The following is a 22,004-nucleotide window of genomic DNA, read 5'->3' as shown; positions in this document are numbered from 1 at the left end:
TAGGGATATTTAATAGGGACAGGATAAAAATGACCGAAGAATCTCTTGAGACAGCAATCCTTGAAACCGACAGAAAATTAATTCAGTATTTCCCTGGCAGAGTTGTACGAAAAGACCTTACAAAACTGCTGAAAGTTGGGCACAACGTCCCTGTTTACGTGCTGGAATACCTGCTTGGCTCCTATTGTGCTGACGAGGACGAAGAAGTAATCCAGGAAGGCATCCAGATAGTAAAAAGTATCCTGTCCCAGAACTATGTCCGCCCAGATGAAGCCGAAAAGATCAAGTCGAAGATCCGTGAGACGGGCTACTATACGGTTATTGACAAGATCACGGTTATGCTCAACGAAAGGAGAGACATCTACGAAGCTACTTTCTCCAATCTCGGGCTCAAAAGCATTGAGATCGACTCTGACTATGTCATAAAATACGACAAGCTTCTCGGTGGCGGTATCTGGTGCATGATCAAGATGGAATACTCAACAGAATCAGCTTCTTCGCCATTCATAATCTCCAGTTTAAAACCCATCCAGATCCCGAATGTAAACATCCAGGAGGTCCTGGTTGAAAGAAAGAACTTCACCAAAGATGAGTGGATTGACGTTCTGATGAGAAGCATTGGGATGGAGCCTACCCAGCTTGAAACTTCCACAAAGTGGCATATGCTCGAAAGGCTTGTTCCTCTTGTCGAAAATAATTATAACCTCTGCGAACTCGGCCCGAAAAGTACTGGAAAATCTCATGTTTACAAGGAAATATCCCCAAACACCATCCTGATGTCCGGAGGGCAGACCACAGTTGCAAACCTTTTCTACAACATGGGCACCCGACAGATAGGGCTTGTTGGGTTCTGGGACGTTGTGGCGTTTGACGAGGTTGCAGGAATCCGTTTCAAAGACAAGGACGGAATACAGATCCTTAAAGACTATATGGCCTCAGGCTCCTTTGCGAGGGGAAAAGAGCAAAAGAACGCAAACGCTTCCATTGTTTTTGTTGGAAATGTCAACCAGAGTATTGAGTCCTTATTAAAGACTTCACACCTGTTCTCTCCCTTCCCGGAAACCATGAACAGTGATACCGCCTTTTTCGACAGGATGTACTATTATATCCCTGGCTGGGAAATCCCGAAGTTCAGGCCTGAACACTTTACGGACAGGTATGGATTCATAGTTGACTATATTGCAGAATTCTTCAGGGAAATGAGGAAGAGGTCCTACGCCGACAACATAAACAGATTCTTTAAGCTAGGGAACAACCTGAACCAGCGTGATGTGATCGCCGTTAAAAAGACCTTCTCAGGTCTTATGAAACTCATTTACCCGGATGAGAATATCACCAGGGAACAGGCGCAGGAGATCCTTGAGTATACCCTCGTTGGAAGAAGGCGCGTGAAAGAGCAGCTTAAAAAAATAGGAGGGATCGAGTTCTTCGATGTCAATTTCTCCTATATTGACAATGAAAACCTGAAAGAATCCTTCGTGTCCGTCCCAGAAAGCGGTGGAAACAAGATTATCCCTGCAGGTATCACAAAACCTGGTGAAGCCTATGCTGTTGGAGCTACCGAATCTGGTAAAATTGGGATTTACAAGTTTGAAGTTCAGGTAGTTGCAGGCTCGGGAAAATATGAAAAATCAGGTACAGGCTCAAATACTCAGACAAAGGAATCCATAAAAACGGCATTCAATTACTTCAAAGCCAATGCAAAATCCATAAGTCAGAGCATATCTGTAAAAGAAAAGGATTACTTTTTGCACGTCCAGGACCTTTACGGAGTTGGCATGTCAGAAGAACTTGCCCTTCCAGCCTTCATCAGCCTCTGCTCCGGCGCATTGGAAAGGTCACTTCAGGAACAGACTGCAATTCTAGGGAGTATGACAATCGGCGGCTCTGTAGGTATACTTGAAAATCTTGCTGGTCTTTTGCAGGTCTGCCTTGATGCAGGGGCAAAGAGGGTAATGATTCCAATTTCTTCTGCAGGAAAGATTGCAACAGTGCCACCGGATCTTTTCAGTAAGTTCCAGATTTCGTTTTATGAGGATCCTATAGATGCAGTGTACAAGTCGATGGCGCTGATTTAATTTATTGAAGTAAACTTCAGAAGATCGCAGGCACAAATTAACTCTATATTTTTTGCAAATGTGGAGACTTACTCATTTTTCTAAATGGCAGTAGGATTTTGAACTTACACACTTGAAATGAAAAAACAAGCTCAATAGACTTTATGGTTTAAATCATTATTTTGCATAGTTAAAGGTTTAAAACTATTGTTTCTCAGTTCAATTTTGTAAATCCTAAGAGATTAAGATTAGGAAAAAATTTTGTGAGAACATTTCTTAGATCTTTTCTGAACTCAGACCACTCTTTCTCATTTGTCAAGTCGTATGATAGCTTTATCGATGTAATATAGAGCGGCACACTTCTTTTTCCTTCATTTTCCAGGTTATAATAAAAAGTCCTTTGCTCTTTTAATTCAGTATCTGGGTAAAGGAGCATCGAACTAATAGCATCTTTTTTTGTCACATACGCATACATTTGGTACATATCAGCCTGTGACACTCCATATTTGCGTTTTTCGTCATCCAGAAGCTTATATTTAGTATCAATGATTGCAACATCTGGCCCTCTTTTAATAACAATATCCGGCTGTAGGTTGAACACGCCAGAGCCATCCTCAGAGCTAGCTAATTTACCGATATATTGCTGTGTTGAGACCGAAGTTTGCGGGCCAAAGAAATAATCTGGGTCCTCTTTTATCACTTTAGCTATGAATTCTTCAAAAAGAGTTTCCATAGGTATTAGAAGAGAAAATGTCTCCACATCTGAAGCTTGAAGAGTAAGCGTGGAATGGGAGAGAAATATCCGGCATATTCTGATAAACGGCTCGAACTTTCTGTTTAACCTAGTAAAAGAAATCCTGTCAATCTCTGCAAGTGATACAGGATAAAGTGTAACTGAATCAAGAATTCCTGATATTGATCTGAGCAGCCTGAATGAATTGAAATTTTTTACCATTCTAGACATCAAATAACATGTGTATTTTAGTGTACGATTGAGGGTAGTATCAATAGATAACTCATGGTAATTACATGGGATAATATGCAAGCGTGCGGGATTTGTATAGCGTCTTGTGTCTATTCTTTCCCTGATAAAACGGAGCTCTTCAGAATTTTTGATATACTCTCTTCTCTGAGTCGATTTGATTAATTCATTTAAATTCTTCGCAAAAAAGTAGATAAAAATTTCAAAGAAATCAAGTTCTTCTGTATCAAGGTCTGCCGAATCTATCTCCTTTAATGACAATTTTTCAGAATATGAAAGCATTTTGAGCAGGTTTCTTGCAATAACGGCCCTATGCTGTTCATATCTGTCATCTTTAAACAGTTTAGGCAATATTTCGATTGTGATACTACCAGCTTTTACGACTCCAATACAATTCCGTGGTTTGAGGGTTTTTCTTCCGATATCCAGAAATTTATTGGTTTTGTTAATCTTTTCAAGTTCATTAAGAGTTTCTTCAGTTAAATGAAGGGTCCTTGAATTTTCAGAATAATAATCTTTTTCTGTTGACAGGACTACATTATAAGTAACGTATTCAAAAAGAGTTGCAATCGAAATGGTCAACTTAGTCACCTATTTCGTTCTGCCTCTTTTCTGAATTTACCACTCTCTGGATGGTTTTTATGAACTCTTCCCCCTCAAGGTTATCAATAAAGGAAAATGAGCGATTCTCAACTACTATAAATTCATTCCCCAAAACCTGTTTGAGTTTTGCAGGTGCGTCATAGAAATATTCCTGCATAAGCGGAAGGATTTCATAATACCAGATGAAACGGAAATCCTCAATTGCATCATTGCGTGATTTAGAGTCTTTGAGTTTTAATAAATAACTGTGTCCTATTTGATGATCCCTATCGTAGGTTTTGAGGATATTTTCATTGACTTTTTTAAGCGCTTGAATTGAAAGATCGAATACTTCCTTGATATCTTTATCCTCATTTACTAGCTTCTCTTCGAGTACACTATAATCAGGCATCATTTCAATAAATCCAAAACGGCGCCTGAGTGCAATGTCAATTAGAGCAATTGATTTGTCAGCTGTATTCATGGTGCCTATAAGATAGAGATTAGGTGAAACTGCAAATTTTGTTTTGGAGTATGGGAGAGTGATAATTAGTTCATTGTCAGCTGTAAGGCGCTTATCTGACTCAAGAAGTGTAATCAATTCTCCAAAAATACGCGAAATATCTCCTCTATTGATTTCATCAATTACAAGGTAGAATGAAACTTCTCCAGCGGCTTTTTTGGCTTTTTCTTTTTCTTCTACGGTCAGTTGTGGAATATTTTCCATCTGCCCCCATTCTTTTTCGATTTCTGCTTTAGCCATGAGAGCATTGAAAGCAAATCTAGAATATCTTTTAAACAAACCTTCGTCTACCTTATAAGATATCTGACCATCATCATTGTTAAGAGGGCGTAGCCCTTCAATGAAATCTTCATATGAAAAGCTGGGATGGAATGTAATAAATTCGTAATAAGTGATTAATTCATGATTCTTTGAAATTTCTGGTTCGGCTATTTTCTCAACCTTTGAGAATTCATGATTTTGCACAACTTCTGGTTCAATTATATTCTCGACATTTGAATTATCAAGTGAAACCTTCGATAATTTCAGCAGTCTTAAAGCTGCATCTTTATTAATTGGATTCAAGTTGCCTTTTAATTCATTTATAATAGGTTCAGATTTTGATAATATACTGTCATTTCTAAGATCCTCCAATGTAGGACCATTTCTCATTTGTTTTAGATTTTTGATTCTAAAAATTAGTTTACCATCCCATTGGAGTTCCTTTTGAATAAATTCAGCAATACCAATAACTTTCTTTCTAGGACTGGCAGCATAAATAAAAAGCATATCTCCAGCCTTTATTATATCAATTGTCTCTTTTCTATGCATGTTACTATTAATATCTAGTGTAGATTCTGATTTGTTCCAAAGCTCTTGAATTTTCGGATAAGTAAGCTTAGACCCATAAAAGAAAAATTTTCGATCAATAGAGATTTTTTCTTTGGTTGTCTGGTCAGATGTATCTGATTTTATTAAATTAGACGTAACAAAAGTATCATCTTTTTTAGAAGAGTCATAAGGAATAGTCTGTTTTTCGTTGTATATCTGGTCAGAAGTATTTGATTTTATGAAGTTGGATGCAACGTAGGTTTTACCTGTTCCAGGTGGACCATATAGAATAACCTGTTTTTTGTTGGATAGTAGTTTTTTCATTCGAAGACATTCATTCTTCATTGAAGCAGAATCTTCCTCAATTATAACAGAACCACGTCCTTTTACATATACAGACTCAATTTCAGATATCTTTAAGAATACTTCAAAAAGATTATCCAATGTATTATATATCCTATTCTCAATATTGTCCGGAATTTCGCTTTCTTTTACTACACTAACTAGCCTTATATTCTCTGTCCAGTTATTATCTATATCTTCATATTTTCTTAATTCAACTTCATAAGTTTCATTCTCATCAAAGACATGAATCTCTTTATTGGAATTTACTAATTCAAGAAGTTGCTTCTTCAATCCTTTATCAGATTTAACAAATTGAACACATTTGTCACTGTTTTGGACATGTTTTCCATAGCGTAAGCCAAAGAGAATGTAAGAATCAGCGATCCGTATATAAAGCTGAGGACATTTAGAGGCCTTCATGTCATCAATTGAGCTATCTTTTTTTGTGATAGCAGCCCAAACATATGAATTAACAACTTGACCTTTATAATGAAATCCTTTTACGTCAAATTTGTCGCTGTATCCTTTTTTACTTATAAACACTTCTAAATACAATTTTAAAAGTTTATTTGGCGTATTTCCATCGTTATTTGATTTAAATTCTTCAATTTTAGGTTTAATAGTCGAGTTATATCTGTTTTTTATCCTTATCTCTTCATCATCTCTTTCGTATAATTGGCTCCCTACCAAATTTTCATCAACAATTAATCTGGCAATCGAGATAGCTTCCAATATATTTTTCTTAGTCAATTTCATTAATTAACACCGTCACAGTACAATCTAAACCCGCACTCCTTGCAGATTTCCGGATCCTCTGTCCCTTCAAAACCATGCTCATAATCATGAGCAATCCTTTGTGCAGTCTCCACCATAGAGTCGATTGTTCCTCTATCAAGTGGACTTACTCTGCCTTCAGTACCCCTGTACTCTCCGTCCTCCTGCAGCTCAAAACTCCTGGGTTTTTCTAGAGCCAGCATGTCAAGTGTGAGCTTTTTCGCCGTGTATCCGGGGTACATGTGTTCAAAACCTTTTGCGTAGAGTAGAAGCTGCCTTGAACGGTCTTCGGGACTCACATCATATTTCCCAGTTTTGTAATCAATTATCTCGACCTCTTTTTTGGAGGGGTCAAGCAAATCGATTCTATCAATAATACCCTTGAAAACGAAGCCGTCTATAGGGACTGAAAACCACTGTTCTACCATGAGGTTATTTGAGATCCGGTCTTTGTTTCGGAGCCAGAATACTTCAAAAAGAGGAAGGGTAGATTCGAGATCTGCATATATCCATTCTGGCTTTTTATGAAGAGTTTTAGCTATCTCATATAGTGCCTGCTTTTCTGCAACCTTTTCTTTAACTGCGGTTTCAAGTACCTTATGTACGAAACTCCCCCTTGTCATAGCTCCTGTGGAATCTTCATTCTTCCGGCTTGGCATGCGCAGGATTTCCTGCAATTCATACTGTTTCGGACAGTTTTCATATGCCTTCAAAGCGGAAAAGCTGAAACTGAATGCTTCCGGACTGAACCTTAAACCATTATTTCTGACCTTTATTTTTGTGAGGATCTCTCCTGCTCTCATAGCAGGATCTATCGTACTCCATTTATGCTGTAATTCTTCAAGGTAATTCCCGCATCCGCCGTCCCTGAGGGCTCTGTATACCATCAGGTAGTGTACAGCTTCCTCAAGGTCCTTATCAAGGGCTTCAATAAGCTGTTGTATACACCTGTTTTTCTCCCTTTCAAGCTCATCGTCTCTCACAAAACCTGCAGTTTTGATCTCAAAGTCTCTCCGGTAAGACAGGTCAAGAGCATCAAAAGTAGTCTCCATTTCTGTGTTAGCGTTTGCTTCCCTGTCCAGAGGACTTTCTAGGTCTCTCCAGCGATCATATCCAATTTCCATCAAAAACTCGGATGGCTCCCGCTCCTTACCGCCATACTCAAGAGAAAGAGTAAGTATAAGGTCTTCTTTTGCTCGCGTAAACGCGACGTAACAAAGTCGGCGTTCGTCTTCAAATCTTATTTCTTTTTTTCGTTCCTTAATAGCCTTCTCGAGCTCTGCTTCACTTAACTTCGCTGAGAAAAGATCACAGTACTGTTCCATCATTTCCAGTGGAATTAGAAAATCTTGCCCACCCCTTAATAGAGGGAATTTATCCTTTGCCATGCTGGTCACAAAAACAACCCTGAATTCGAGTCCTTTTGCTGCATGGATGCTCATCAGGCTTACAGCATCGTCTTCCCTGATTTTTGCAGATTCAGGGTTGCCCCCCATCTCGTCAAGGATCTCAAGGTAATCGATGAAGCCAAAAAGCTCTCTATTATGAAATTGTTCAAATTTCTTTGCCATTTCATGCAGGTTTCGGAGGTTAAGAAAAGCTTCCCTGGTTTTCAGCGTATCCAGCCTATTAAGGTGTCTTACAATTCCACTTAGATCGTAAATTTCAAGAAGAAGGTCGGAGACATCCAGCAGTTTTTTCTCGCTAAGAACCCTGATTGTTTCTTTTACTTTTTCGACAGTCTTGCATCCGTTTTCGCTTAACTCTATCTCGTCAAGATGGTGGTAAATGGCTTCCTGAAAACGAACTTTGTTTCGCTGGGTGTACTCTCCTATACGAACTGAATCGCTATTTTTAAGGCTGTTATTGTAATGAAAGAGTCGCCACCAGGCCTCTGTGCCTCTTGGAGTAGGATCCATGAGATTGTTTAATATGTAGAGATAGGAAAGTACGGTCTTGATTTCGGGTTGTTTCAAATAGTCTGCATCATCCTTCACAATCACAGGAATTTCGCGCCTCTGGAGCGCCTGTCTGATATGTCTTCCTTGGTTATGGGTTCGATAAAGGACTACAATTTCTTTAAGGGGAACATCATTTTCAATATAGAGTTCAATCTGTTCTACTATTTTTCTTGCTTCTTCGCCATCATCTTTTGTTTCCTGGACGACTACATTTTTGCCCTCGTTATCATTACAGTTCTTGAGAAGGAGACATTCGCCTTTTCGGTCTTCTGGGTAATTATGTGAGATCAGTCTGTGGGCTACCTTGAGGATCTTATTTGTTGACCTGAAACTCGTATCAAGGGATACAACATCTTTTTCTAAAATCCCGAACTGCTCTTTAAACTCTTCTATATTATTCGCGTATGCTCCCCGGAAAGCATAGATGCTCTGGTTTGCATCTGCAACCACTGTGATATTTTTCTCCCTTGCAGTCAGGTGTTTGATAAGTTCGAACTGCACGTAATTAGTATCCTGAAACTCGTCAACAATAATATGGGTATAGGTGTCATTCAACTCTGCTGTGCCATAGGTGTTAAGGAAATCAAGGGCAATTTTATTAAGATCCCCGTAATCAAGGCAATTCAGGGTTTTCTTTCTCTTTTCATACGTTTCCCAGGCGTTGATGAAATCAGCATATTTACGATATTCATCATAAAGTCCGATAAATTTCTGCCATTTTTTCTTTTCATCTTTCAGGGCTTTTTGCTGACTACTATCCTTTAAATGAAATGTGTTCAGGTTGACCTTGCACTCGTTATAAAACTGCTCAAATCTGCTTTCTTCAGCAAAGTTAAGTAACGATTCCTTTCTTGTTTCAAGATAATCTTTGAACTTACTAATAGAAATGTTCAAATCCTTTGCTTTTGCGATTGTGCTGGAGTATAAAGTTGCATTTCTCGAAGTTGTACCCAGATCCTTATAAATCAGGATAGCTACATCAATTTCCTCAAAAATGGTAAATTGCTCCGAAATCCCACACTTTTCAGAATTATCTCTTATCAATTCGGCACAGAAGGCATGAAAAGTACTTACCTTTACATTGGTCCCTTGCCCTAAAAGTCCATAGATTTTCTTTTCCATATTTCTGGCAGCTTCTCTTGAAAAAGTAAGAGCGAGAATCTTTTCCGGTTTAACTCCCTGTACTTTGATCATACAGGCAATTTTGCCAGTGATTGTTGTAGTCTTACCTGTACCTGCCCCTGCAAGGATTAAGAAAGGACCTGAAACATGCTCAACTGCATCTCTTTGCCTGGAAGTGAGGTTTGTGAGGAGTTCTTCTAACATGCGGATGCCCCGAAACTATTTTGTTTATTTTTGTATTTCAGAAAGACAGGCATGTATAAAAATATTAAAGTTATTAATCTTCTGGAAACCAGCGATACATGTCATCTTTATCAAAACACGCAATAAAAAAATATAGTAAGTGAGATATTAAATATTTATTAGTTATAACCTGAACCTTAATCAGAAATGAAAGAAGGAAATGTAAAGCATGGAGGAACAAGTTTTAGAAATACTTGAGCAATATGCAAAAAAAAGAGTTGAGATAAAATACATAGTTGGAGAACTGAAAAACGGCGGTATAAACTTAATTTCAGATCCATGGCTAAACAGGCCGTTTATTGATGTAATTAAAAAACTGATCGATGAGAATGTGCTGGTCCCTTTGAAAAGCGCAAAAAAGCTGCAACAGTATGAGGGATTACCTAGCAAGTATGAGATTAATAGACATTACTTCAGACAGTGTGATGAAGAGATACCAGCAGAAGAACTGAGAGGACTTTCATGCAAACTCAATATGAGCTACTATTTAAAGCACATTGAGGAATATCGTGCGCATAGGGAGTTTATACGCAGGATTAATGATTTAATGATGGATAATGATTGTGAAGTCCTTACTGCTAATGAAAGATCATATTTGATATTCGGGGATGAAAAAGCAATTACTTCCCCAAAAAATGCATCTATTGACGGAGAAATTATTTTAAACCGACTGAACCTGACAATCAAGGACATAAAGGCTGAGAAAAAACCAGAACCATTTTTCTATATTAAAGCCAAAGAGTATGAAAGTTTAAGTGATATATTAGCCCGGAAAATTCTTATTGTGGAGAATAAGGATACCTTCTGGACGTTCATGGATGCAACTTTAAGCAGAGAACTTACAGATATTCATTTACTTATATACGGGGAAGGAAACGCCGTTGTAAGTAAGTTTGAGTTTATACAGATGGTGGGCGGTAAGACAACTGATCATTATTATTATTTTGGGGATATGGATCAGGAAGGAATACTTATTTTTAATCGGTTAAGGAGTACCTTTTCAGAGTATAATATTCGTCCAGCAGTTTCATTATATGAATATATGTTGAATAAATCTGGGCAGGAAAACGCCAAACCTCTGCGGAAATGCCGTAAAATAAACGAAGAGTCGCTGTCTCCATTCATCGATTTCTTCAGCCACGAGACTAGAAAAGTAATTGAAGAGATTATATCTGCTCAAAAATACATTCCTCAAGAAGTTGTCAATAAAACAGATATGAGGAGGCTGCGTATGATTGGAATACGCTAAACATTTCCAGGACATTAACGAACGGATGAGGCATTTAAAATGTTATTATCCATTTTTCCGGATCTATGCGTATTCTTATCGGAATAATCTGGAATATGATTTACCCTATATCGCACTTAGTGTTTTGACCTTATTAATCGAGGAGGGAAAACTACGTGGACGTTCCCTGAAGGTAGATGAAATTGAGGTACATATAAAGAATATACTCAATGAAATGTATATGGATTATGAGACTAACAGCAAACAGGTAACACGTACATTATTGACTATTCTAGAAACGGACAGAGACGGAGAATCGTATCATTTTGAATATATGGACCCTATCCGTAGAAAGAAAGATGGTCATTATGTGCATCTGATAGAATATGATGTAAGTAACAAGGCTTACCAAATCAGTGATGCAGGACTTGATTTCATGATAAGCATCAAGGAACTGCCAGAGGAATCAAAAATTTCTGTGAGCTTAATCCTTTTTAAAAAGCAGATTGAAAATGGTTCTTTCGTAACTGCATTGAATACGGTAAGAGAACTCAATCTTGAGGTTCTTCGCAAAAAAGAAAAAAAACAGAATTTGTTAGAGAAAATGCTGTATGGAGGAGCCGATGTAGTTGAGGATTATTCCATTTTCTCAGAGGGAGTTTTTAGCCAACTTCAACAAGAAAAAATTTTATTTGAAGAAGTCAGAACCACTCTTTTAGAATTAACAAAAAATCACGAAGAAATCATCAATATTTCCAACAAAAGTGCGAATGAAAAGGATTTCTTGATCCTTAAGCAAATTTCTACTGAGCTCGACCGTGGTTATCAGCTTCACTCCGGATTACTGAAGGAGTATACAGACCTGCCGGGAGAGTATGAGAAAATTTGTCGGATCAGGGTAAACTCGTTATTCGATAGAAAATGGCATTTTAAGGAAATCCTCGAAAACAATATTAGGCAAAATTATCCAAATGATGTTCATGTTATTGGAATGCACCCTATGTTCCTACCTAAAACCACTAGGTCTTTTAGTTTATACAAAATATTTGAATCGCAGATTGTAAGCCGTAAAAAATCTGAAGTTTCCGAAACAAGGCAGAATGATGAATGGAGTGAAAAAAAGCTTATTGATGGAACAGTTGATGAACGGCAAAGAAACAATTTTAGAGTTTATGCTCATGCGTTACTCGGGTGTGTAGAGGATCATGGCGGGGATTTAACCCTTGAAGTATATCTTAAGACAGTTGAAGATACACTTGGACCTGAAGCACTGCAAAATATGGATCTGATTCCCTTCCTGTTTTCGCTTAATGTTGATATTGATGATGTAAACGCGCAAGCCTCTGATAATTCTCAAAAACTGAAAAACAAGGAACTAAACGTCACTCGGTTTGAATTTAATAAACTAAAATTATCGTGCCACTCCAATCGTGAACTGATCCTAGAGGCGTTACTATCCGCACATGAAGCACTCGGTCTTTCAAGTTCCACTTTTATCGTTACATCCTTTCCGGACGAGATAATAAATATTAAAAAAGGGTTCAGTGCTTATATATCAAACATGAAATTTATTATGAAGTGATTATGTGAAATTTGAAAAAGAGAATCTAGGAATCGCTTTTGATATGCTTTATCAGATGTTGTCAACTGGCTCAATTGAAAGATTTGTGTATCCAAAACACTTCATGCGTTATGAACAAGAAAGCGAAATAAGGGAAGCGCTTGATTTTTGTGCTGAAAAACTCGGACTATACGTTTGCGGACGCGGAGATTCAATATTTTTGAGTGCCGGAGTTGGAAACCGTGTTTTTGGTTATACTAATGAAGATGTTAAAAATGAACTCGGGAGAGGATTCAAAAACCCCGAAATGTACACAGTCTTTTTCATAATGAATGTAATAGTAAGCGAATTTTACAAAGAATCCTTTCATGACACACTTCGCATAAACCTTCCTAAAAATTACCTTATAGGAATTATAGAAGCAAAAATTCGGGCATTATCTGATTTTGAAGATCTGGATAAAATCAGTGAAGAGTATAAATTTAATTTCAGGGAAATTAAAGACTTATGGGATAGTTTGCCAAACGTAGAATTCAGAGATGATTCAGATATTGAGATCAAACAAAAAGGTACCAGTTCAAAGACTGCGATCATAAATGAAACTGTTATTTTTATGAAAAAACACAGACTGGTAGATGAGCACAATAATGCAGTTTATCCTACGGAAAGATTCAAAGCAATCGTGTCTGAAGCGTATAACAGGTCAGACGTTCAAACAGACATAATAGAGTTCATTGATGATTTGACTTGTTTGGAGGAAGAAAAGAATGCCGAAACTTAAAAACCTCCGAATTATTAATGCCCAGTTCAATGAAGGCAAGGGCATATACCAGGATTTTCTCATGCCTTTTGACGGTCTTAGCGCAACGTATGAACTTGTTAACGGTGGTGGCAAATCCGTCCTTGTAATGCTATTATTGCAGTGCATCATACCGAAATCACATCTTGATTCAAAAAAACCTTTTAAGGCTATGTTTGAAGGAGGGGATCCAAATAGGACAACGCATGTTCTGGCTGAATGGGAACTTGATGAAGGGTTATATGAACACAAGTACTTGCTTACAGGATTTTGTGCGAAAAAGAAAGATGACCCTGATGATCTTCTCGAGAGTGGGGGTGTGAACCATTTCAGCTACATCCATCTCTACGATAAGTCAAATGACTTGGATATCTTTAGAATCCCCTTATGTAGATGGGAAAATAACGAGTTTGTGGTTATGGATTTTTCCAAAACACTTTCCATGTTAAAAGAAAAAAGTGGAGATTTCAATATATGGATAACTGAAACTATTAGAGAGTACAAGGAACGAATCAAGGAATATAATTTACTCGAGGCAGAGTGGCGATTGGTTCAGAGCATCAATAAAGATGAAAACTACCTGAAGACCTACTTTGGAGGTAATTATGGCACCTCCCGAACTCTTGTTGAAAAACTCTTAATAAACACTACAGATGAATGTTTAAGAGATAAACGTCGGTTCAGTGGAGACAATTCTGAGGAAAAAAGTAGCGAGTCACTTGCGAGTGCACTTTATCAGTCCCAGGAAGATTTAAAGAGGCTTAAAGAGGAAGTCGAGCACGTCAAGGAGTATACAACACTTAATTCAGAAGTCAATAAGATAATTGATGAAAACAATAAAGTAATCGAATCCCATCAGAAATTTGATGAGGCTAAACTTATTGCCTCTTCTCAGTATAAGGCTCATGATTTGAAAGTAACTGAGACGCTTTCTAATCTTGAAAAAGCTGAATTTGACCTTAACGAAACAAAGAGATTGCACGAGAAAGTCGAACATGATATCGAAAGATTCGAATTAATGCGGCTTAATATAAAAGTGAATAAAAGCAAAACTGTTTTAGAAGAGCTGAGGGTCGAAAAAGAAGGGGTTGAAAAATCACTTCAAGACCTAAAACATAAATCGAATTTTGCAACTGCCACAAACAAGTATCTTGAGATTCAAAACCTCAACAGTGAGATCCGTGAATCCCAAAACACTCTGGAAAATATAAGAAAGCAGAATAATGAATTGTTTGGTGAGCGAGACACTATTGGAAAAAGTTTGTTCTTACGTATTTCGGAAGACTTGGATATGGTTTCTGAACAGTATGAAGCTGAAATGAAAGCTAAAAATGAAATTCAGGAGAAAATAAGTGACTGTCAACATATCATCGGACAGCTTCATAACGAATTGAATTTTTTGGGTAAAGAAATATCCCGATATGATGACGAACTTAAAAACCTGAAAAAACGCGAATCTGTACTTAATAACCAATATGCTCAATATTCAAGGATCACTTGTGGCCTGATTATAGAAGACGAAGTCGAAGCAACAGGAGAACTTATAGAGGAACTTGAGGGCAAACTCAAACAGTTAGCAGATGAAATAGAAACGTTGAAATCTAGTCTTTTAACTAGTGAAATTGAAATTAAATATATTCAAAGTCAAATTAAAAACACTGAAGAAAACATCGAGAAGGTAAGAGCCAACATCCTCAAGTTTGAATCGGATAGAAGAGCAGTGCTAGATATTGTTGAAGCCCGTGAAGGGACTGACATCGAACCCTGTCTCCTTACAGTAGATAAAGAGATTAATGACACTCAGGAACTGTTGTCAACAGCCAGAAAAACCCACAAGGAACTTAAACAAGAATTGAAGATGGTACAGGAATACGGTTTTGCCTTAAGCGAAGATTTTGAAGATGCGCTCACCTTATTAAGAGACCGCTTTAAATTTGCTCGGAGCGGAGCTGAGTACCTCAAGGATCTAGATACTGATGGTCAAAGAAAGCTATTGAATAATGTCCCGTGGCTTCCTAAAGCAATAATTCTTGCTAATGATGATTTCGACGCCCTTGTTAAAAATCCGCGAAATCATTTATCACCCAAAATAATGGATTCCTCAGTAATTCTTACAGGCATTTCAAGTATCCAGGAAAATAAAAAAGTCTCTCTCGAAAATGTGTTTATACCTTCAAGAGATGCTGAGTATTACGTTAATGTTCTCAATAGAGAAAACACGATTAATCGCATAGAGGAAAAGATCAAAGATGTCGAGCAACAAATCGTTCGCTGTGATAATTCACTTAAAGTTGCTAAGAACGACAGAGAAGCTCTTTCCTTTTATCTCTATACTTATCCTGTAACTTATGAATCTGAACTGCATGAGAGGTTGTCAGAGTACGAATCTCTGAAAAAAGAGGAAGGAAACAATTTGGTCAGTATCCGAAAAAAAAATGAAGACGATAGTGTAGCTCTTGAGCAGGCTAAATCAAGTCTATTGACTACTCAAGAAAAGCAGGAAAAGCTAAAAGAGAAACGTGATCTGCTCATCGATCTAAATAAGATAATGGATGAAATTGTAGAAAAAACAAGAGCTCTGGAACAGAGCAAATTGACCCTGAATAATGTAGAAACTCAGCATAGGGAGAAAAAGAACCTAAAATACAAGCTGGACATTGACTCTAAGGAAAAAGACAGTTCTGTGCGGTCTCTTTACTTACAAAAGAGCATGCTCGATAAAGAGGTAAAGTCATTTGTTCAGTATCGAAATGTGAATGTAGATAAATTGCCGGAAAAGGATACAGACACACTCCGCTCAAAGTGGATCTCAGTTAATAGTGTACTCAACCAGGTTAGCGGGAACATTGAACAAATTGATCATAGGATAGAAAAGAACAAATCTCTAATAGAAGTGTTTTTAAAAGATATCAAAAACTTAGAAGTGTCAATTGAAAGCATCAAAGCCAATAGTAGAAGTCAGCCGTATCCCGACGATCATCTGGAGTTTCTAAAGAAAGAAATAGAAAATGTACAGGCTAATTTGGAGGATATGAATTCCAGACTTCACAAAGCGAGTGATAACCTACTTCTTCTCACGAGAGAGTTTGAAGAGAAGTGTCATAGATTTAATGCCAAATCTGGAAAGGTTTACTTAGCGGACTCCTTTCTCATTGATTCAACTCTGGTAGATGAAGAACTAACCAAAAATCAAAAAGAGAGCTATCGTCTAGTTGAAAAGATAGTAGGGCTAGAAAATCTATGCAAGAAAACGGAAAAGGAACTAGAATCTCTTAAAAATAGCCTGGATCATTATAAGATCTTGAGTGATGTTTATAAAATTGAAACACAGGCTGTTGAGATAGCTGTAGAACTTATCAGTCACAAGGAAATAGAGAATCTTTTGAAAAATACTAAGGAAAACGTTGAAAACAGAAAAAGCAAATTCAACGTTGCTAAAGAACAGTTCCTGAATAAAATCGTTGATTTGCCAGTTGCTTCTTATTTTAAAGATGTTGTGAGACAGAAACTCCTAGTGTCGCGTCAATCCTCAATAGTCGGATAAAGACGTGACAATTTTATCCTTGCATCATCTGTTGTAAATTGCCATTTAACCTTTGAATTTTTGTTGTTTCTGTAATTTTGCCATGCCAAAACTTCTTTTCTGACAAACTCGATGTTATCCATTCTCCTTTTTAAACATTGACCTGTAAGTACATTCAGTTCAATCTCTGCCATGTTCAACCAGCTTCCATGTTTTGGCGTGTAGACGAACTCAAATCTGTCCCATAGCGCCTTTGCTTTTGGTGGTGGAAATGTTTCGTAGAGAGATCCAGGTATGTGCGTGTTTAGATTGTCCATTACTAACGTAATTTTATCTGCATTTTCATGTTGAACTTCTATTTCTTCGAGAAAATAAGCCCAATCTCTCTTTGTTTTTCTTTCAGTGATCTTTACCATTCTTTTCCCTGTCAACGGTTCACAGGCAAGGAATATATTGCACATTCCATTTCGCTTGTATTCATAATCGTACTTTTCTGGCTTCCCTGTTGAGCAGGGGATAGGGATCCGGGTTTCTGCAATCAATTGTTTTGGGGATTCGTCCATACACACAACAGGATTTCGTGGATCAAATGGACGTTTATAAACGTCCAGAACCATTTCCATATTCGCAACAAAGCTACTGTTTTGTTCTGGAGGAATTACCCATTGTTTCCTTTGCCAGGGTTTGATTTCGTTTTTTTAAAGTACGGCGTACTGTTTCGTGAGAAATTTCCTCGAAATAACCAAGTTCTACAGCCTTATCGGCTAATAATCTTAACGACCATCTTGCAAAACCTTCAGGGGGTTGACTGCAACTAAGGGCGACTAAATGGGCTTCAAGATCACCATCAACTTTTTTATTATAAATGCGCTCGCTTTCTTTCCCGTTAAGGGCAACTTCAAGACCTTCTTCAACAAATCTCTTCTTAACACGGTCAATTTTTTTCATACTAATATTCAGGACACGTGAGATTTCTTCATTGGTTGAATGGCTAACATTCAATTCACTTTTATCGCAATTAAGCAAAATCAGAGCATTGAGAATTTGTTGAGAGTTATGTTTTCCCTTTGAAGCAAGTTCACAAAGAGATCTACGTTCATCTTCGGTAAGTGTCACAGTATATTTAATCATGAATGATACTTATGAAGATCATTCAATATAACGCTTAAGACTTTCCATCGGTGACACGACACTAGTTGCAAATACCCTAAGAGAGGCAGAAAGCAATGCAAATGCTCTGCAAGACTATTCCTGTACCATAACTTCAAGAATGGAAATGCATCAGAAACAGGCGGACTCTCTTAAAAGTGTCGAAGAGAATATAGTTGCTCAGGCATTAGGTATTGCAATGTTGTATAGGGATTACTTGCACAAATTTGTCAAGTTGTCAAAAATAGATGTGGATGGGACCCTGGAAGAGATGGTTCGAATAAACTTCAACGATTGTGAATACTCTGAAGAACGTGCTGAATCTGAAATGAGGTACTACATCCAAGAACTCATCCAGGAAATTGAAGTCGGTAATATTGGCAAAAAAGAGTTAATAAATAATCTTACCCCTGCGTATTTAATAAATAAAGTTCTGGACATGAAATTGCTTAAGCTGGACATACGTAAAATTGACAGAAACTCGCTTAAATTCCAGAGATGGGAAAGGATACAGGCGTCCGGAGGTCAGGAAAATGCCATGTATATCATATTTTTGGTAGTGCTCATGTCATATATCAGAGATATTGTGGTTGACAGAAGAGATAAAAATACGTCAAAAGTCCTAGTGATAGACAATCCATTTGGGACAACCAGTTCATATTATCTCTGGGAAAAAATATGGGCAATTCTTGAGAGAAACAATGTTCAGTTAATCTGTCCTGGACACAAAATTGGTACAAATGTAATGGAATTTTTTCCAATAAATCATCTTCTTACAGAGGAATTATCTACAAACGATCGAACTCGTATAGGCATCCAAGTAAGGGCTAGAAGCGAGATTTTGGATCGTATAGAGCGCCAAAAGCGCGGAGGACAACTGTCAATATCAATGTACTGAGAATAATTAAAGTACCTCCTTTAGAGAGTAGAGAAGATGATATCTTGGAAATTACCATGATGATATATGAAAAAGACAGAATGCTACAGAAGAGTTAGGTTTCAAGACTTTCTGGGTCCGTGCTAAGTACCTTTAAATCCACTACAGTCTTTATTGTAGTTTCACATCAAAGAGATAATTAATTTTTATTTGTGGCTTATCAGGGTTCTCTGCGTTCCATGCAGCCCTTAAGAAATTATGGTTCGCATCCATGACTTCAGCATCACAGATAAAGTCCATGCGTTCATGTTCAAGTAATTCGGATTAAGTAATTCGGATTCAGATACCCTACTGTCTACTAACCGCGAATTCTTCTTTCGAAATATATAAATACAAATTTAACATCAATAGCTTTTAATATTTATTAAAAACTGTGAAAGGAATAAGCATGGAATGGATACTTTTAATAATTGCAGGGTTATTTGAAACCGGATGGGCAATCGGACTAAAATACAGCAATGGATTAACCAGATTCTATCCAGTGGTATTTACGGTTATTACTTTAATTTTAAGCATGTATCTATTGGAAAAAGCTCTGAGAACATTGCCTGTTGGAACAGCTTATGCAGTTTGGACAGGTATTGGTATTATTGGGACAACAGTATTGGGAATATTCCTTTTTAATGAGTCAATGAATATAACACGGATTTTCTTTATTGGATTAATTGTCATTGGTATTGGCGGATTAAAACTGGTATCAGCCTGATTATTCTGATCATCTAACTCCTGATATTGATAGGAAATAATCTGATTTATGTGTGAGAGATGAGTGAGAAAAATGAAGGATATTGAAGAAAAGATAATTGACATCGGTCATGAGATTTTTAAGGGTTATGGGGTTGATGACATCACTGCACAAATCCTGTCGATACTTAACTTTGAATCAGATGAAATAAGTATGGAGGAATTGGCACAGAGAACAGGATATAGTCTTGCTTCCATCAGCCTTAAGATTAAAAATATTGAACAATTCTGGAGCATAAAAAGGATATATAAGCCAGGGTCTCGCAGGACATATCTATATATGGAAAAAAACCTGTTAGACGCTTTTGCTATCCAGATCAGGAATGGATTTGAAACCGAACTGGACATTGCAAAGAAGAAAATAACTCCCCTTATAGAGGAATATAGAGAAAATGCAACTACTCAGGAACAAAACACTAAACTCCATACGTATGAAAATTATCTATCTGAAATTAATAAGTTTGAAGAATTGATCCGCTATGTATACTATCAAATAGATCGTCTGAAAAAGAATCAAGTTTAGTTATTGCCAACTCCAGATCACATAATGAACTCGGTGGCAGAGTGCTCTAGCCCAGGACAGGTGTAGCCGGAGTGGGATACTTTGCAAAATTGAATTAAAAAGGACTTACGCGGTTGGGCTTGGAAATCAATATAATTAAACCTTCAGCTATCTAAAGTGCAACCCTGCCCACGACTTCTATTGTACTTTATTTTGATCCTCAAATAGAAGCCCTAACTAATAGTTACCATTTTATCCAAATCTTTTTATTAACAGATGATCAATTTAACATAAATTTCAGAATATCGAAAAAGCAATCATTGAATACGTTCTTTTTATGTGGCACTAATTTAAGAAAGGTTCCCTGACCCGGCAGCACTAAAACTACCTCCTTCAGCAATGTGAGCTATGAATTTTTTTTGAAAATCCAAATCAATAAAAAATAATTGACATTTGGAAGGATATTATAAGCATGCTTTCTAAAGGGGCAAAAGAACAGGAGCCTGTATCGTATCAGGCACTGTTAGATGAGAATCACGCCTTATTAGATGAGAATAGCGCTTTACAAGACGAAGTACAGAGCCTGAAAAGATGTCTAACAGAAGCTGAAGAACTTAAAAGCGACATTAATGAGCGCAAGAAACCAGAGGAGGCACTCAAAGAGAACGAAGCGCGTTGTAAGGTTGATGAGGCCGTTAAAGCCGGACGGGAGCAATTGAACAGATTGCTGGATATATTGCCGGCCTACGTGGTACTGCTCTCCCCGGATTACCAGGTGCCGTTTGCAAACCATTTCTTTGAAGAGCACTTCGGCAAGTCTGAGGGCCGGCGTTGCTATGAATATCTCTTCCAGCGCGTTGAACCCTGCGAAAACTGTGAAACCTACAAGGTGCTCAAAACGGGTTTACCTCATCGTTGGGAATGGACAGGGCCAGACGGCCGCAATTATGACATCTACGACTACCCGTTCAAGGATTCAGATGGTTCCACACTCATCCTGGAGGTAGGTATAGATATCACCGAGACCAAACAGGCACATGCGGCAGTTCAGGCAGAGAGGCAGCGGCTCTTTGACGTGCTGGAGACGCTGCCGGCAATGATATGCCTGTTAGTACCTGACTATCACGTCGCCTTTGCCAACCGCAGTTTCCGTGAAAAGTTTGGCGAGTCAGGCGGCAGACGCTGTCATGAATATCGTCATGGACTTGCCGAGCCTTGTGAATTCTGCGAATCATATAAGGTGCTTGAAACCGGTCAACCCCACCATTGGGAAGTCACCATCCCGGATGGAAGCGTGATTGATGTCTATGATTTTCCGTTCACGGATGTTGACGGTTCTCCTATGATACTCAAGATGGACGTTGACATCACCGAGCGTAAAAAAGCAGAAGAAGCTTTGGTAAAGATTGAAGAGGCTCGCATAAAAGAAATTCACCACAGGATTAAGAACAATCTGCAGGTTATTTCATCCTTGCTTGACCTTCAGAAAGAAAAGTTTTCTCACCGTGAAGTTTGTAAAGTTTCGGAAGTTATCGAAGCTTTTATGGAAAGCCAGAACCGCGTAATCTCTATGGCTCTTATTCACGAAGAGTTATATAAAGGAGATAAAATAGACACCCTTGAATTTGGAAGTTATCTGAGAAAGCTAACTGCAGACCTCTTTGGTTCATATAATATTGGGAATAAGGACATCAGTTTCAAGTTGAACCTTGAGCAGGTTGACCTTGATATGGATACAGCAATACCTCTTGGGATTATTGTAAACGAGCTAGTTTCAAACTCTTTTAAGCATGCCTTTCCTGCTGGAAAAGGTGAAATCCAAATAAACCTCCTCAGAACTAAAAATTCTGCCTCTAAGAGTGACATTCCTGTCTCAGATAAGGACTGTATGGGAAAAAGTGGCTTCAATTACATACTCGAGCTATCGGATAACGGGAAAGGAATCCCGGAAGAGATAGGTCTCGAGAGTTCGAATTCTCTCGGACTCCAGCTTGTAAATATTCTGGTTGAACAGATAGACGGTGAAATCGAGTTAAAAAGAGATAAAGGTACTGAGTTCAAGATAAGTTTCATTGTACAGAGATAAGTTTCATTGAACAGAAGAGTTGATTGGGATTCAGATGGTTAAACGATGAATTCAGCATCGATATCTTTATTTACAA

At 37.8% G+C, this 22,004-nt stretch carries 14 protein-coding genes; 9 read left to right on the top strand and 5 right to left on the bottom strand.

The window, feature by feature from the left end; all coding sequences use genetic code 11:
* Positions 1–29: 29 nt before the first annotated feature.
* The gene (gene brxL / locus MSMAS_RS06170) at positions 30–2,078 is read left to right on the top strand and encodes a protease Lon-related BREX system protein BrxL (RefSeq protein ID WP_048046364.1); all 2,049 of its coding nucleotides are present in this window, start codon (positions 30–32) and stop codon (positions 2,076–2,078) included.
* A gap of 193 nt (positions 2,079–2,271) precedes the next feature.
* Here brxL and MSMAS_RS06165 read toward each other — a convergent pair whose 3' ends face one another.
* The 3 genes from MSMAS_RS06165 to MSMAS_RS06155 are packed head-to-tail and all read right to left on the bottom strand — an operon-like array spanning position 2,272 to position 9,360.
* Positions 2,272–3,630, bottom strand: a complete 1,359-nt coding sequence (locus MSMAS_RS06165; RefSeq protein ID WP_080933330.1) for an McrC family protein — start codon at positions 3,628–3,630, stop codon at positions 2,272–2,274.
* A complete protein-coding gene (locus tag MSMAS_RS17840) occupies positions 3,623–6,049 on the bottom strand; it encodes an AAA family ATPase (protein WP_162198104.1) in 2,427 nt (808 codons plus the stop codon). The genes MSMAS_RS06165 and MSMAS_RS17840 overlap by 8 nt, the downstream gene beginning before the upstream one ends.
* Positions 6,050–6,054: 5 nt before the next feature.
* A complete protein-coding gene (locus tag MSMAS_RS06155) occupies positions 6,055–9,360 on the bottom strand; it encodes an ATP-dependent helicase (RefSeq protein WP_048038523.1) in 3,306 nt (1,101 codons plus the stop codon).
* Between the two features lie 208 nt (positions 9,361–9,568).
* Between MSMAS_RS06155 and MSMAS_RS06150 the strand changes: the two genes are divergently transcribed.
* From MSMAS_RS06150 to MSMAS_RS06135, 4 genes are read left to right on the top strand one after another with little or no spacing between them, the layout of a single operon-like run.
* Entirely contained in the window at positions 9,569–10,648 is a 1,080-nt protein-coding gene (locus MSMAS_RS06150) for a Wadjet anti-phage system protein JetD domain-containing protein (protein WP_048038524.1), read from the top strand.
* Positions 10,635–12,209, top strand: a complete 1,575-nt coding sequence (locus tag MSMAS_RS06145) for a hypothetical protein (RefSeq protein ID WP_048038663.1) — start codon at positions 10,635–10,637, stop codon at positions 12,207–12,209. The genes MSMAS_RS06150 and MSMAS_RS06145 overlap by 14 nt, the downstream gene beginning before the upstream one ends.
* Positions 12,210–12,213: 4 nt before the next feature.
* Positions 12,214–12,969: a DUF6063 family protein gene (locus tag MSMAS_RS06140; RefSeq protein WP_048038664.1), complete on the top strand. Its 756-nt coding sequence runs from the start codon at positions 12,214–12,216 to the stop codon at positions 12,967–12,969.
* A complete protein-coding gene (locus MSMAS_RS06135; RefSeq protein WP_048046363.1) occupies positions 12,956–16,531 on the top strand; it encodes a coiled-coil domain-containing protein in 3,576 nt (1,191 codons plus the stop codon). Before MSMAS_RS06140 ends, MSMAS_RS06135 begins: the two co-directional genes overlap by 14 nt.
* On the opposite strand, the gene MSMAS_RS18100 is transcribed toward MSMAS_RS06135, so the two are convergent.
* Positions 16,510–17,641, bottom strand: a protein-coding gene (locus MSMAS_RS18100) for an IS630-like element ISMma9 family transposase (protein WP_076611411.1) whose coding sequence is annotated in 2 segments (ribosomal slippage) — positions 16,510–17,209 and positions 17,208–17,641 — 1,134 coding nt in all. Because the reading frame shifts where the segments join, the coding sequence is not laid out codon by codon here. The genes MSMAS_RS06135 and MSMAS_RS18100 overlap by 22 nt on opposite strands.
* A 139-nt stretch (positions 17,642–17,780) precedes the next feature.
* On the opposite strand from MSMAS_RS18100, the gene MSMAS_RS06120 reads away from it, so the two are divergent.
* Entirely contained in the window at positions 17,781–18,557 is a 777-nt protein-coding gene (locus tag MSMAS_RS06120) for a hypothetical protein (RefSeq protein WP_155395346.1), read from the top strand.
* 150 nt (positions 18,558–18,707) lie between these two features.
* On the opposite strand, the gene MSMAS_RS19735 is transcribed toward MSMAS_RS06120, so the two are convergent.
* Positions 18,708–18,836 carry a hypothetical protein gene (locus MSMAS_RS19735; protein WP_259637114.1) on the bottom strand — a complete coding sequence of 43 codons (129 nt, stop codon included), beginning with the start codon at positions 18,834–18,836 and terminating at the stop codon, positions 18,708–18,710.
* Positions 18,837–18,969: 133 nt separating this feature from the next.
* On the opposite strand from MSMAS_RS19735, the gene MSMAS_RS06115 reads away from it, so the two are divergent.
* From MSMAS_RS06115 to MSMAS_RS17835, 3 genes are all read left to right on the top strand, one after another.
* Positions 18,970–19,302 (top strand): DMT family transporter, encoded by a 333-nt coding sequence (locus MSMAS_RS06115; protein WP_275575887.1) that lies wholly within the window; start codon positions 18,970–18,972, stop codon positions 19,300–19,302.
* Positions 19,303–19,374: 72 nt separating this feature from the next.
* Positions 19,375–19,863, top strand: a complete 489-nt coding sequence (locus tag MSMAS_RS06110) for a GbsR/MarR family transcriptional regulator (RefSeq protein WP_048038670.1) — start codon at positions 19,375–19,377, stop codon at positions 19,861–19,863.
* Between the two features lie 451 nt (positions 19,864–20,314).
* The gene (locus tag MSMAS_RS17835) at positions 20,315–21,928 is read left to right on the top strand and encodes a sensor histidine kinase (RefSeq protein WP_052716858.1); all 1,614 of its coding nucleotides are present in this window, start codon (positions 20,315–20,317) and stop codon (positions 21,926–21,928) included.
* Positions 21,929–22,004 lie beyond the last annotated feature (76 nt).

It is taken from the genome of Methanosarcina mazei S-6 (assembly GCF_000970205.1).
Lineage (GTDB): Archaea > Halobacteriota > Methanosarcinia > Methanosarcinales > Methanosarcinaceae > Methanosarcina > Methanosarcina mazei.
This window is presented reverse-complemented; position numbering and strand designations above follow the sequence as displayed.

What these genes read in the sequence shown, in the direction of transcription:
- brxL (WP_048046364.1), top strand. Translation starts at nt 30, where the DNA reads ATGACCGAAGAATCTCTTGAGACAGCAATCCTTGAAACCGACAGAAAA.
- MSMAS_RS06155 (WP_048038523.1), bottom strand. Translation starts at nt 9,360, where the DNA reads ATGTTAGAAGAACTCCTCACAAACCTCACTTCCAGGCAAAGAGATGCA.
- MSMAS_RS06150 (WP_048038524.1), top strand. Translation starts at nt 9,569, where the DNA reads ATGGAGGAACAAGTTTTAGAAATACTTGAGCAATATGCAAAAAAAAGA.
- MSMAS_RS06135 (WP_048046363.1), top strand. Translation starts at nt 12,956, where the DNA reads ATGCCGAAACTTAAAAACCTCCGAATTATTAATGCCCAGTTCAATGAA.
- MSMAS_RS06120 (WP_155395346.1), top strand. Translation starts at nt 17,781, where the DNA reads ATGGAAATGCATCAGAAACAGGCGGACTCTCTTAAAAGTGTCGAAGAG.
- MSMAS_RS19735 (WP_259637114.1), bottom strand. Translation starts at nt 18,836, where the DNA reads ATGGACTTTATCTGTGATGCTGAAGTCATGGATGCGAACCATAATTTC.
- MSMAS_RS06110 (WP_048038670.1), top strand. Translation starts at nt 19,375, where the DNA reads ATGAAGGATATTGAAGAAAAGATAATTGACATCGGTCATGAGATTTTT.
- MSMAS_RS17835 (WP_052716858.1), top strand. Translation starts at nt 20,315, where the DNA reads ATGCTTTCTAAAGGGGCAAAAGAACAGGAGCCTGTATCGTATCAGGCA.